Here is a 12,696-nt window from a genome sequence, read left to right on the forward strand (position 1 = left end):
TTACTTACCTTGATTTAACCATTGCATATAAAGCTCTACACCTTCAGCAACTGTTTTAAAAGGTGCGGAATAACCTGCTTTACGTAAATTTGTTAGATCAGCTTGAGTAAATGCTTGGTAACGACCTTTCAATTTCTCAGGGAATTCAATATGTTCAATAGAGAGATCTTTATCTTTATGATGAGCAATAACGGCATCGGCAACAGCTTGGAATGATTCCGCTCGACCCGTACCACAGTTAAAAATACCGGATACATTATTACGCCAGAACCATAAATTAACCGCTGCCACATCGCCAACATAAATAAAGTCACGTTGGAAGGTTTCACTACCTTCGAATAATTTGGGATTTTGACCGGCATTGACTTGGTTATTTAAATGGAATGCAACACTTGCCATACCGCCTTTATGACCTTCACGTGGGCCATAAACATTAAAATAACGGAAGCCACAAATCATCGAATCTGCTTCAGGTAAAATCTGGCGTACATATTCATCAAATAAGAATTTTGAATAACCGTAGACATTTAAAGGTGCTTCATATTTTCTCTCTTCGATAAAATTATCAGTGCGACCGCCATAAGTTGCAGCAGAAGAGGCATATAAGAAAGGAATTTGGCGCTCAAGACAAAAATGAAGTAGCTCTTTAGAATATTGATAGTTGTTATCCATCATATATTTGCCATCCCACTCAGTGGTAGAAGAGCAAGCACCTTCATGGAAAACAGCATCGATATCACCAAAATCATCACCAGCAACAACGCTCGCAATAAAATCTTCCTTATCCATATAATCAGTGATATTGAGATCAACTAAATTAACGAATTTGGTGCCATCTTTGAGGTTATCAACAACCAAAATATCGGTATAACCTTCATCATTTAACGCTTTAACAATATTGCTGCCGATAAAACCTGCACCGCCCGTGACGATAATCATGTGGCTACCCCTTCATATAAAAATCTTAAAATTAGCTCTAGGTCTATAATAACACTGAACAGCGTTAACGGTAGTATTCATCACGGAACAACAGACTGAAATTCTCAAAAAATGCAGTGTGTATTAGTGATCTTAATTACATAAATAACATTATTTATTTACATTTGTCGTTTTTAATAGAACAAAGGCATAGAATAAGAAACAAAACTGACTACATTATAGTCAAATCATTTATGTTTCGCTTTTCAGCTTGCTGTCTTAGGAGAAAGTATGTCTACTCCCGCATTTTATCAACAAATTAATCAACAACTCGAACAAACTCGTCAAGATGGCCTCTTTAAAAATGAGCGCATCATCACCTCTTCACAAAGTGCTGATATCGCAGTTGCTGACGGAAGCCATGTTATTAACTTCTGTGCTAACAATTATCTAGGTTTAGCAAATCATCCCAAGCTGATTGAAGCTGCAAAAGCAGGTATGGATAGCCACGGGTTTGGTATGGCATCTGTCCGTTTTATTTGTGGTACTCAAGATTCACATAAAACATTAGAAAATAAAATTGCTGAATTTTTGGGTATGGAAGACGCCATTTTGTATTCATCTTGCTTTGATGCCAATGGTGGACTATTTGAAACACTAATGGGCCCAGAAGATGCCATTATTTCTGATGCCTTAAACCATGCGTCTATTATTGATGGTGTGCGTTTATGCAAAGCCAAACGCTATCGCTATGCCAATAACGATATGGCAGAACTGCGCATACAACTCGAAAAAGCCAAAGCAGATAATGCTCGCCATATCATGATCGCTACTGATGGTGTGTTTTCAATGGATGGCGTGATCGCCGATCTCAAATCTATTTGTGATTTAGCAGATGAATTTGGTGCATTAGTGATGGTTGATGATTCTCATGCCGTGGGTTTTGTGGGAGCGCAAGGTCGGGGCACTCATGAATATTGCGATGTAATGGGAAGAGTTGACATTATCACGGGCACTTTAGGTAAAGCGCTAGGTGGTGCCTCTGGGGGTTATACAGCAGCACGTAAAGAGGTGGTCGAATGGTTACGTCAACGTTCTCGCCCTTATTTATTCTCCAATTCATTAGCGCCTGCCATTGTTTCAGCCTCTATTGCCGTATTAGAGATGTTGAAATCAGGTGATGAAATTCGTGATCGTTTATGGCGCAATGCTTCACTTTTCCGTGAAAAAATGAGTGCCGCAGGTTTTACATTGGCAGGTGCAGATCATGCGATTACTCCAGTGATGTTAGGTGAAGCTAAATTAGCGCAAGAATTTGCAACTCGTTTACTTGATGAAGGAATTTATGTCACAGGATTCTTCTATCCTGTTGTACCACAAGGGCAAGCACGTATACGTACGCAAATGTCGGCTGCACATACTCCAGAGCAAATTGAACGGGCAGTGGCAGCATTTATTAAAATTGGTAAACAACTTAATGTGATTGCATAAGGCTCCCATATGAAAGCATTGTCAAAATTAAAAGCACAAGAAGGTATTTGGATGACCGATGTCCCAGTACCTGAACTTGGTCATAACGATGTGATGATCAAAATTCGTAAAACAGCGATTTGTGGCACTGATGTTCATATTTATAACTGGGACGAGTGGTCACAAAAAACAATTCCTGTACCTATGGTCGTTGGCCATGAATATATCGGTGAGATTGTTGCGATAGGGCAAGAAGTTAAAGGTTTTAATATTGGTGATCGTGTCTCGGGTGAAGGGCATATCACTTGTGGTCATTGTCGTAATTGTCGTGGTGGTCGTACTCATTTATGCCGTAATACTATAGGTGTTGGTGTAAACCGTCCGGGCTGCTTTGCTGAATATCTGGTTATTCCAGCTTTTAATGCGTTTAAAATTCCAGACAACATTCCTGATGAATTGGCCGCTATTTTTGACCCTTTTGGTAATGCTGTACATACCGCGTTATCTTTTGATTTAGTGGGTGAAGATGTGCTGGTTTCTGGCGCTGGCCCCATTGGAATTATGGCAGCAGCAATTTGTAAACATGTAGGTGCTCGCCATGTGGTGATCACTGATGTTAATGAATATCGTCTTGATCTCGCGAAAAAAATGGGTGTTACCCGAGCCGTCAATGTTAGCAAAGAAAACCTAATCGATGTTATGAAAGAATTAGGCATGACAGAAGGTTTTGATGTGGGATTAGAGATGTCTGGGGCACCTCCAGCGTTTCGTACTATGCTTAACACTATGAATCATGGTGGCCGTATTGCCCTTTTAGGTATTCCACCTTCGGATATGGCAATTGATTGGGGACAAGTTATCTTTAAGGGGCTGTTTATTAAAGGTATCTATGGTCGTGAAATGTTTGAGACGTGGTACAAAATGGCCGCGCTTATCCAGTCTGGTCTTGATCTCTCTCCGATTATTACCCACCAATTCCCAATTGATGAATTCCAAAAAGGCTTTGATATCATGCGTTCAGGTCAATCAGGTAAAGTGATTTTAGATTGGCAGTAATGAGTGCTTATTAAGCCAAAAAAGAGCCTTTCAAGGCTCTTTTTTATTGCATTACTTTTCAATTTCACCCATTGAATTAGGATTAGGTGGGTTGGGTAAATTCTTTTTTTCTGATGAGCCAAATCCATTGGATAACGTATTAATCAGCGTACTTTTTTTCATCGAAATAATCGCTTCTTGTGCGGGTTTTAGCCATGAGGCAGGTTTTGGCTCTTGCGGTTGTTCTGTAGGTGGTACAACTTTTGGTGGTTCGGGCTGTGCTGGTTTTTCTATTTGTGGTTTTAATAGGCTACTTGGTGCGACTAGTTGAATATCCGCTGGGAGTAAAGGCAGTTGTTGTTGCAATGCTCTGACGGTAGAAGGGTGAGGGTGTCCAATAGCGATGGCTGAGCCATTTTTTCGCGCTAAAGCAATTGCACGAGCAAGTTGTTGGCGAGTCTCAGCTTCTGTTTGCACGTTATCGAGAAAAACATGACGACGCAAAGAGGGAACACCCGCGGCTTTAGCTGCAATGGCAGCTTGTGTATTACCAATGGTTACGCTATCTAAAAAATAAAGGTTTGAGTGATTAAGTGCTTTAATGACTCTATCCATCGCTTGTCTATCTGATGTCATTGCACTGCCCATATGGTTATTCATACCGACGGCGTAAGGCACATTATTAATAGCATGTTGAATAATACGATTAATTTCAGCCTGATCCATTGATGGTTTTAGGGTATCACGCTCTAAAGGCTGCTTACTGATAGGAGCCATGGGCATATGGATGAGAATTTCCCGCCCTTGTGTATGGGCTTTATTCGCCACTTCTTTTCCATGAGGTGAATCAGGCAAAATGGCAATAGAAACTGCAGTTGGAAGTTGTAAAATTTGGTTATCTTCTTTTTTACGATAACCAAAATCATCAATCACAATGGCTAATTTGGCTGCAAATGCAGGTGTACTCACAACCAGACTTAGCAACATTAAACTAAGTAAAAAAGCACTCTTGCGTTGTAATGTGCCAAGTAATTTCAAACCTACCTCCCAAGCCAAGGAACAGGGTTCACTGCTTTTCCTTGACGTCTAATTTCAAAATAGAGTGCTGAACGCTCTTGTCCACCACTATTACCGACTAAAGCAATAGATTGGCCGGCTTTTACTTGCTGACCGACATTCACTAAAGCACTTTGGTTATAACCGTAAAGGCTCATATCACCTTTTCCGTGTTCAACCACGACAACCAAACCATAACCTTGAAGCCAATCTGCAAGTAATACACGACCATCAGCAATCGCTTTTACCTCAGTGCCTTGGGCTGCAGGTATAACAATTCCTTTCCAACGCAATTCACCAGAGCCAGAAATAGATTCACCAAAACGGTGTAATAAAGAGCCTCTAATTGGCCAAATTGCTTGTCCTGCGGGTTTGCCTAAACCGCCTGTACGTGACATCAATGATTGCTCTTCAGCCGTTGGTTTATAGGTTGAACCTCGCTGTTGGGCTTCACGTTGTTTAGCGGCAATGCGGGCAGCCTCTCGAGCCTCTCGCTCTGCGCGGGCTTTAGCTTCTCGCTCTGCTTGAGCGATTTTATTTCTTAATTGTGCTTCGTTAGCGCGCATAGTGGCTAAGTTTTTCTGATCCGCTTTTAAGGTGGATTCAAGTTGATTTAGTGTTTTTTGTCGAGCCGCTAATGCGTTATCAAGCTTTTGTTTTTCTTGCTGCTGTTTAGTTAAGACTTGTTTTTGTTCGTTTTGTTTTGCTTGCTGTGCGGTTTTTTCCGCTTCCAGTTCTTTTGATGTTTGAGCCAGTTCGGCCATTGTCTCTTTTCGTGCATCATTGATATAGCTGTAATACGCTAAAATACGCTCTTCACGCTGACCTTCTTCACCACGAAATAAGAGTTCAATACCTTGATGTTTACCCTGACGATAAGCGGCGTCCATTTGACGGGCTAATAACGCTTGTTGTGAATGATATTGTTTTTGTAGGCGTGCAATATTCACGGTAATTGTTTTGATCTCTTTACCTAAAGTTTGTAAGCGACTTTGAGTTTCATGCACTGAACGACCTGCATTAGAGATTTGTGTCTCTTGTGTTTTTAATTGATTAAGAAGTGCAGTACGTTGTTTTTGTTGTTCTTGAACTTGTTTTTCTTTTTCCGCAATCGTGGTTTGTAGATCTTTTAGTTGATTGCGATTATCTGTTAATGAATTGGCAAAAACAGGAGTGGCTGAAAATAGAGTGGTACTAATAAGCAACGTGATTAACGGTAAAGAAAATACACGATAAGACTGATGTGTTTTTTTTTGAAGATCCATTTTCTCTGCCATCTGACCAACGTACCTTTCATAACAGTTTGTAAGATTATTTCATGCCACAAAACAACTGACCAGCTAACATGAAATAAAGCCGAAATTTCAGATAATACCTAACAGGTAATCTATTCAATTAATAAGAGATTATAAAGCAATAATAGAAGGAGAGAGGAAAAAAGAGGCAATCCGTGTGACAGCGCAATAAAATATCACGCTGTCCACGAGAGAAATTATTCGACGATAGTACCCCAAAGGTCATATTCATCTGCGTGTTCAATAAGAACACGAACGATTTGTCCTGGCTCTACATCAAACTGCTCGTTAAGGTAAACTGCACCATCAATTTCAGGTGCATCAGCCATGCTTCGACCAATAGCGCCTTCTTCATCGACTTCATCAATCATCACAAGTAGCACTTTGCCAATTTTCTCTTGTAAGCGTTCAGTCGAAATTTGTTGTTGTAGTTTCATAAAACGGTGATAGCGTTCTTCTTTTACTTCTTCAGGTACTTGATCGGCTAATTCATTCGCTTTCGCGCCATCAACAGGGCTGTATTTAAAGCAACCTACACGATCTAAACGTGCTTCAGTGAGAAAATCCAATAACATTTGGAAATCTTCTTCTGTTTCACCCGGAAAACCAACAATAAAGGTAGAACGTAAGGTTAATTCAGGACAAATTTCACGCCAGCGTTTTACACGCTCTAAGGTGCGCTCAACGGAGCCAGGGCGCTTCATTAGTTTTAAAACTTTCGGGCTTGCGTGCTGTAATGGAATATCTAAATAAGGCAAAATTTTGCCTTCAGCCATTAAAGGAATAACATCATCAACATGTGGGTATGGGTAAACATAATGCAAGCGAACCCAAATCCCTAATTTTGCAAGTTGTTCGCATAAACTCACCATACTGGTTTTAACTGGCATTCCATCCCAAAACCCTGTTTGGTGCTTAGTATCAACACCATAAGCAGACGTATCTTGTGAGATAACCAGTAATTCTTTTACCCCTGCGTTGACTAATCTTTTGGCTTCATTTAATACTTCACCAATTGGGCGACTATCTAAATCACCACGCATGGATGGGATGATGCAGAACGTACAACGATGATTACAACCTTCAGAAATTTTCAAATAGGCGTAATGGCGAGGTGTTAACTTGACACCTTGTTCGGGTACAAGGCTGATAAAAGGGTTGTGATCAGGTTTTGGCACATAGTGATGAATATGTGATAAAACTTGTTCATAACTATGAGGCCCTGTGATTTCGAGTACCTTTGGGTGCACTTCACGAATTTGATTCTCTTTTGCACCTAAACAACCGGTAACAATGACTTTACCGTTTTCATCGAGTGCTTCACCAATTGCTTCTAGTGATTCTTGTACTGCGCTGTCAATAAACCCACAGGTGTTGACGATGACTAAATCAGCATCATTATAGGTAGGAACAACTTGATAACCTTCTGTGCGCAGTTCGGTTAGGATACGTTCAGAGTCCACTAAATTTTTAGGGCAACCTAATGAAACGAATCCAATTTTAGGCACTTGATTTGTTTGCGACATGCTCGTGTTCTCAATACTTTTAAATAAATAACAGATTGTTGTTTCTCAGACAGGTATGAATTTTACGCAAAGGGTAATTTCTACGTAAATAGCCATTATAAGGGATGCTGATTTATTAATAGCTTGCCTGAAGAGGGATCTTGTAGAGTAAAAAGGGGTGACCTTTTTAATTCATCATTTTTCATAAATCCGGTGCTAATGGTACATAAATCCGTCAATAAAAAAAATGATTGTTGAGAAACTTTCCGCAAAAACTGAAAGAGAAACGCAGGAATAGGCTGTAATTGCGCCATGACAAAGGTATACTTTGGCTCTTTGATACTATTTTTAACTAACGAGAGTGATTGCATCCTATGCTGCAAGAAGTAATGCAATTTTTCAACCGGCACACCCTGTTAAGTTTTGTTTGGGTTGCGCTGCTGGTGGCGGTCATTGTATTGACCTTTAAAGGGCTTTTTTCTAAGACGAAAAATATTTCCCGTACAGAAGCGATTTCTTTGATAAATAAAGAGAATGCGGTATGTGTTGATATCCGTAGCCGTGATGAATTCCGTAAAGGACACATCATTGATTCTATCAATTTAACGCCTTCTGAAATCAAAAATAATAATATTGCTGAGCTGGAGAAATATAAATCACAGCCAGTTATTGTTGTATCACCGTCAGGCATTGAAGGTGCAAAACCTGCTGAAAGCCTAACTAAACTCGGTTTTGAAAAAGTCTTTATCTTAAAAGATGGTCTTTCAGGCTGGAGTGGTGAAAATTTACCACTGGCTAAGGGTAAAAAATAACGAGCGAGCAGATTGAGTTCTATACTTACTGCTATTCAATTAATAAGGATATAAAAAGGTAAGATTATTATGTCAGAACAGCAAAACCAAGAGATGACTTTTCAAATTCAGCGTATCTATACAAAAGATATCTCTTTTGAAGCGCCTAATGCTCCACAAGTTTTCCAAAAAGAGTGGCAACCAGAAGTTAAATTAGATTTAGATACATCTTCTAATACTTTAGCTGAAAACGTGTATGAAGTTATTTTGCGTGTCACTGTAACTGCAACTATGGATAACGAGACTGCATTCCTGTGTGAAGTGCAACAAGCAGGTATCTTCACTGTTGAAGGCATTGAAGGCACTCAATTAGCACATTGCTTAGGTGCATATTGCCCTAATGTTCTGTTCCCTTATGCTCGTGAATGTATCACTAACTTAGTCAGCCGTGGTACTTTCCCACAACTGAACTTAGCACCAGTTAACTTTGATGCGTTGTTTATGAACTATTTACAACAGCAACAAACTGATGCAGCTAATGAAGGGGCTGAAGAAGCTTAATGAACGCTTCTATGACAGTTATCGGTGCCGGTTCATACGGCACCGCTTTAGCGATTACCTTAGCGCGCAATGGTCATGATGTTGTGCTTTGGGGTCATGATCCTGAGCATGTTGCGGCGTTAGAACAAGCACGCTGTAATCAGGCATTTCTGCCCGATGTTTCCTTTCCTGATAGTTTATACATGGAAGCTTCTTTGCAAAAAGCCATTGAAGCCAGCCGTAATATTCTGGTTGTGATCCCAAGCCATGTTTTTGGTGACGTATTACAGCAGATCAAACCCTTTTTACGTCAGGATGCTCGTGTTGTTTGGGCGACAAAAGGACTTGAGGCTCATACTGGTCGCTTATTGCAAGATGTAGCGCGTGAAGTATTAGGTAATGAAATCCCGCTTGCAGTTTTATCTGGCCCTACTTTTGCCAAAGAGCTTGCAGCAGGTCTGCCTACTGCGATTTCTGTTGCATCAACGGACAATACCTTTTCTGAAGAGTTACAACAGTTGTTCCATTGTGGCAAAAGTTTCCGTGTGTATAAAAATCCTGACTTTATTGGCGTGCAATTAGGTGGTGCAGTCAAAAACGTGATTGCTATTGGCGCAGGTATGTCTGATGGTATGGGGTTTGGTGCGAATGCACGTACAGCACTAATTACTCGCGGCCTTGCTGAAATGAGTCGTTTAGGTAAAGCATTAGGTGCAGATGCCGCAACGTTTATGGGAATGGCGGGGTTAGGGGATTTAGTTTTAACCTGTACCGATAACCAATCTCGTAATCGTCGGTTTGGCATGATGTTAGGTCAAGGGCTTGATGTTGATACGGCACAAGAGAAAATTGGGCAAGTAGTTGAAGGCTATCGCAATACCAAGGAAGTTCGCGCATTAGCAGAACAAGTTGGTGTTGAAATGCCTATTACTGAGCAGATCTACCAAATTTTATATCAGCATAAAGACGCGAAAGAAGCGGCATTATCTTTATTAGGTAGAGCCACTAAAGATGAGATAGACAGTAATCTATTCTAAGTCTATTTTAGATAGTTGCTTAAGGCATCAGTTTGGGTTTTAAACATAAGAAGCCTAAGTTTTTACTTAGGCTTCAATGTAAAAGAATGAGAGTGAGCATGTCGCTAGAAGAACTAAAAAAAGTCTGGGATCATATTAAAAGTGAAGCTAAATGTTTGGCGGATTGTGAGCCTATTTTGGCGAGTTTCTTCCATGCGACATTACTCAAGCATGAAAACTTAGGTAGTGCCTTAAGTTATATGCTGGCGAATAAATTAGCGACTCAGACTATGCCTGCGATTGCTGTTCGTGAAATTGTTGAAGAAGCGTATCGTAGCGATGCCTCGATGATTGAATGCGCCGCTTATGATATTTCAGCGGTTCGCCTGCGTGATCCGGCTGTTGATAAATACTCAACGCCTCTGCTTTATTTAAAAGGCTTTCATGCCTTACAAGCTTATCGTATAGCCCACTGGTTGTGGAACCAAGATCGCAAAGCCCTTGCCGTTTATCTGCAAAATCAAATTTCTGTGACCTTTGGTGTCGATATTCACCCTGCTGCGCGTATTGGCCACGGTATTATGCTCGATCATGCAACAGGTATTGTGATTGGTGAAACGGCAGTTGTTGAGAATGATGTCTCAATCCTACAGTCCGTCACTTTAGGCGGGACAGGCAAAACAGGGGGAGATCGTCACCCCAAAGTCCGTGAAGGTGTGATGATTGGTGCGGGTGCTAAAATCCTTGGTAATATCGAGATTGGTCGAGGTGCTAAAATTGGTGCGGGATCAGTCGTTTTACATGAAGTTCCTGCACACACTACTGTTGCTGGCGTTCCCGCTCGTATTGTCGGTAAGCCTACCAGTGACAAGCCTTCATTCGATATGGATCAACACTTTAATGGTGTGGTGCCGGGTTTTGAATGTGGTGATGGCATTTAATGGCATTACCAGAAGTTACACTTTCTGAACTTAAGGCTTGTTTACACGCTGAATATATTGGCGATAACAAGCCTTTTAGTTGGATACGTCTTTTTCACCGTGTCTTTTTTTGCCAACGTTCACGTTATCTATTTTGGTGGCGTGTCGCCCAATTCTTTTATTTTTCTAAAAATCGTTTTCTTAAAAAATTAGGCATTCGTATAGGTGCTAAAAACAATCGTAAATATTGTAACGATATCTCATTAAGAACTCGCATAGGTAAAGGCCTTTCGTTACCACATCCAATCGGGATTGTACTGACTAATTACTGCCAATTAGGTGAGAACGTAACCTTAATGCAAGGTGTGACCATTGGAGTAAAAGAAAAGGATGGCAAAGCAGATATTCGAGTTGGCAACCATGTTTATATTGGTTGTAATTCTTCGATTATCGGTGGTGAGATAGAGATTGGTGATAATGCAGTAATTGGTGCTCACGCATTAGTATTAAAGGATGTGGGAGATGGGTGTCGGTATATTAATAAGATGAGTTTTGAGATTAATAAATATTGCTGAAAATATATAGATGAAAAATATTATGCCTAAAATTACCGTATTGATGTCGGTATATAATGATGAGAAGTACCTGCAAGAATCTATAGATTCTATATTGAACCAAACATTCACTGAATTTGAGTTTCTCATCATTAATGATGGCTCAACAGATAATTCATTTAATATTTTAAAAGAAAATGCCGAAAAAGACCCAAGAATAAAAGTTGTTATCAATGAAGAAAATATTGGATTAATTGCCTCTTTAAATAAGGGGTTAAAGCTGGCCTCATGTGATCTGATTGCTCGAATGGATTCTGATGATATAGCGATTGCTTCAAGATTAGAAGAACAGTATCAATTTATGGTAGATAACCCCAATATCAGCGTGTGTGGTGGCGGTTTTATTTATCAAGAAGATCCCGATAGAATTAATATTTACCCCGAAACACATACAGATATTGTTATCTCTAGCCTTTACGATTGTTCATTAGCTCATCCAACCGTTATTTATCGTAAGAAAGACATATTATCAATTGGCGGATATGATAAAGAAGACCTTTATGCAGAAGATTATGGACTATGGATAAATTTAATCATTGCAGAGAAGTTTAAATTCCATAATCTTCCTATACCATTACTTTATTATCGTACTCATCCAATGGTAGATCGTTCTAGATATAAAGAAATTCAAAAAAACACAGCGGAAAGATTAGGGCGAAAGCTATTAAAGCATTTTGGTATTCGTATTAATGAAGAGGATTATTCATTATTACTAGATAATAATAAAAAAACTAAAGAGCAAGTAGCCAGGTGTAAAGCTCTACTTGAAAAGATTGATCAACAATTTAATGCTGAAGAATATAGTGAAGAACTAAAATTGAAAAATAGCTTTAAGAAAAAAATCTTAGAAAGAAAGGTATTAGTAAATGATTTCTCATCATTTTTAATGAAGCTAAGAGCCAGATGGTATTTTTTGATGAGAAAATTTAATAAGAAAAACTAGATTGGAATAGTATTGTATTTGAAGCATAAATAAAAATGACCTTATTAGAAATATAGATCTCATAAGGTCATTTTTTATATTGAAAGATCAATCTCTTAATAACGCACCTGGATAACCGAGTTGACGCCATGCCTCAAAAACCACAACGGCAACGGTGTTTGACAGGTTCATACTGCGACTATCAGCAAGCATTGGAACTCTGATTTTCTGCTGTGTTGGCATATTATCCAATACATAAGGCGGTAACCCACGGGTTTCAGGTCCAAAAAGGAGATAATCTCCATCTTGATAGCTCACATTGCTATGTGCGGGTGTACCTTTTGTCGTTAACGCAAATACACGTGCACCTGTTGGTGATTGTGCATTATCTGGGTTTAAACCTTCACTTTCTAAAAAAGCATAGTAATCGTGGTGCTGTTTAATATCAGCAAATTCACGATAATCAAGCCCTGCACGACGTAGGCGTTTATCATCCCAAGTAAAACCCAAGGGTTGGATCAAATGAAGATGAAAGCCTGTATTAGCACACAGGCGGATAATATTACCCGTATTCGGTGGAATTTCGGGTTCAAATAAGACGATATTGAGCATGG

The 12,696-nt window shown here is 39.7% G+C and carries 13 protein-coding genes; 8 read left to right on the plus strand and 5 right to left on the minus strand.

What is annotated here, in order from left to right; all coding sequences use genetic code 11:
- The gene (rfaD, locus tag GTH24_RS00200) at positions 1 to 939 is read right to left on the minus strand and encodes an ADP-glyceromanno-heptose 6-epimerase (protein ID WP_072070447.1); all 939 of its coding nucleotides are present in this window, start codon (positions 937 to 939) and stop codon (positions 1 to 3) included.
- Between the two features lie 270 nt (positions 940 to 1,209).
- Here rfaD and GTH24_RS00205 point away from each other — a divergent pair, with 270 nt between their 5' ends.
- Positions 1,210 to 2,409: a glycine C-acetyltransferase gene (locus GTH24_RS00205; RefSeq protein WP_164525816.1), complete on the plus strand. Its 1,200-nt coding sequence runs from the start codon at positions 1,210 to 1,212 to the stop codon at positions 2,407 to 2,409.
- Positions 2,410 to 2,418: 9 nt separating this feature from the next.
- Positions 2,419 to 3,444: an L-threonine 3-dehydrogenase gene (gene tdh / locus GTH24_RS00210; protein WP_023583402.1), complete on the plus strand. Its 1,026-nt coding sequence runs from the start codon at positions 2,419 to 2,421 to the stop codon at positions 3,442 to 3,444.
- Between the two features lie 51 nt (positions 3,445 to 3,495).
- Here tdh and GTH24_RS00215 read toward each other — a convergent pair whose 3' ends face one another.
- The 3 genes from GTH24_RS00215 to rimO all read right to left on the minus strand — a co-directional run bounded on the left by GTH24_RS00215 (position 3,496) and on the right by rimO (position 7,300).
- On the minus strand, positions 3,496 to 4,461 hold the full coding sequence (locus GTH24_RS00215; protein ID WP_164525817.1) for a divergent polysaccharide deacetylase family protein: 966 nt from the start codon (positions 4,459 to 4,461) through the stop codon (positions 3,496 to 3,498).
- A 2-nt stretch (positions 4,462 to 4,463) separates the two neighbouring features.
- Positions 4,464 to 5,756 (minus strand): murein hydrolase activator EnvC, encoded by a 1,293-nt coding sequence (gene envC / locus GTH24_RS00220; RefSeq protein ID WP_164525818.1) that lies wholly within the window; start codon positions 5,754 to 5,756, stop codon positions 4,464 to 4,466.
- Between the two features lie 215 nt (positions 5,757 to 5,971).
- Positions 5,972 to 7,300 (minus strand): 30S ribosomal protein S12 methylthiotransferase RimO, encoded by a 1,329-nt coding sequence (rimO, locus tag GTH24_RS00225; protein ID WP_072070442.1) that lies wholly within the window; start codon positions 7,298 to 7,300, stop codon positions 5,972 to 5,974.
- Positions 7,301 to 7,653: 353 nt separating this feature from the next.
- On the opposite strand from rimO, the gene GTH24_RS00230 reads away from it, so the two are divergent.
- The 6 genes from GTH24_RS00230 (at position 7,654) to GTH24_RS00255 (ending at position 12,103) form a co-directional block, all read left to right on the plus strand.
- Entirely contained in the window at positions 7,654 to 8,091 is a 438-nt protein-coding gene (locus GTH24_RS00230) for a rhodanese-like domain-containing protein (protein WP_072070515.1), read from the plus strand.
- 69 nt (positions 8,092 to 8,160) lie between these two features.
- On the plus strand, positions 8,161 to 8,631 hold the full coding sequence (gene secB, locus GTH24_RS00235; protein WP_006534205.1) for a protein-export chaperone SecB: 471 nt from the start codon (positions 8,161 to 8,163) through the stop codon (positions 8,629 to 8,631).
- A complete protein-coding gene (gpsA, locus tag GTH24_RS00240) occupies positions 8,631 to 9,647 on the plus strand; it encodes an NAD(P)H-dependent glycerol-3-phosphate dehydrogenase (protein WP_023583407.1) in 1,017 nt (338 codons plus the stop codon). The genes secB and gpsA overlap by 1 nt, the downstream gene beginning before the upstream one ends.
- A 98-nt stretch (positions 9,648 to 9,745) precedes the next feature.
- Positions 9,746 to 10,567 (plus strand): serine O-acetyltransferase, encoded by an 822-nt coding sequence (cysE, locus tag GTH24_RS00245; protein WP_164525819.1) that lies wholly within the window; start codon positions 9,746 to 9,748, stop codon positions 10,565 to 10,567.
- Positions 10,567 to 11,121, plus strand: a complete 555-nt coding sequence (locus GTH24_RS00250; protein ID WP_164525820.1) for a serine acetyltransferase — start codon at positions 10,567 to 10,569, stop codon at positions 11,119 to 11,121. The genes cysE and GTH24_RS00250 overlap by 1 nt, the downstream gene beginning before the upstream one ends.
- Positions 11,122 to 11,143: 22 nt before the next feature.
- Complete coding sequence (locus GTH24_RS00255) at positions 11,144 to 12,103, plus strand: glycosyltransferase (RefSeq protein ID WP_164525821.1); 960 nt, start codon at positions 11,144 to 11,146, stop codon at positions 12,101 to 12,103.
- A gap of 87 nt (positions 12,104 to 12,190) precedes the next feature.
- On the opposite strand, the gene trmL is transcribed toward GTH24_RS00255, so the two are convergent.
- The gene (trmL, locus tag GTH24_RS00260; protein WP_036933349.1) at positions 12,191 to 12,694 is read right to left on the minus strand and encodes a tRNA (uridine(34)/cytosine(34)/5-carboxymethylaminomethyluridine(34)-2'-O)-methyltransferase TrmL; all 504 of its coding nucleotides are present in this window, start codon (positions 12,692 to 12,694) and stop codon (positions 12,191 to 12,193) included.
- Positions 12,695 to 12,696: the final 2 nt, after the last annotated feature.

It is taken from the genome of Proteus vulgaris (genome assembly GCF_011045815.1).
GTDB lineage: Bacteria > Pseudomonadota > Gammaproteobacteria > Enterobacterales > Enterobacteriaceae > Proteus > Proteus vulgaris_B.

Bases quoted from the DNA above. Each gene is read 5' to 3' on its own strand.
- gpsA (WP_023583407.1), top strand. From the start codon at position 8,631: ATGAACGCTTCTATGACAGTTATCGGTGCCGGTTCATACGGCACCGCT.
- rimO (WP_072070442.1), bottom strand. From the start codon at position 7,300: ATGTCGCAAACAAATCAAGTGCCTAAAATTGGATTCGTTTCATTAGGT.
- GTH24_RS00205 (WP_164525816.1), top strand. From the start codon at position 1,210: ATGTCTACTCCCGCATTTTATCAACAAATTAATCAACAACTCGAACAA.
- tdh (WP_023583402.1), top strand. From the start codon at position 2,419: ATGAAAGCATTGTCAAAATTAAAAGCACAAGAAGGTATTTGGATGACC.
- trmL (WP_036933349.1), bottom strand. From the start codon at position 12,694: ATGCTCAATATCGTCTTATTTGAACCCGAAATTCCACCGAATACGGGT.
- rfaD (WP_072070447.1), bottom strand. From the start codon at position 939: ATGATTATCGTCACGGGCGGTGCAGGTTTTATCGGCAGCAATATTGTT.
- GTH24_RS00250 (WP_164525820.1), top strand. From the start codon at position 10,567: ATGGCATTACCAGAAGTTACACTTTCTGAACTTAAGGCTTGTTTACAC.
- cysE (WP_164525819.1), top strand. From the start codon at position 9,746: ATGTCGCTAGAAGAACTAAAAAAAGTCTGGGATCATATTAAAAGTGAA.
- GTH24_RS00255 (WP_164525821.1), top strand. From the start codon at position 11,144: ATGCCTAAAATTACCGTATTGATGTCGGTATATAATGATGAGAAGTAC.
- GTH24_RS00230 (WP_072070515.1), top strand. From the start codon at position 7,654: ATGCTGCAAGAAGTAATGCAATTTTTCAACCGGCACACCCTGTTAAGT.
- secB (WP_006534205.1), top strand. From the start codon at position 8,161: ATGTCAGAACAGCAAAACCAAGAGATGACTTTTCAAATTCAGCGTATC.
- envC (WP_164525818.1), bottom strand. From the start codon at position 5,756: ATGGCAGAGAAAATGGATCTTCAAAAAAAAACACATCAGTCTTATCGT.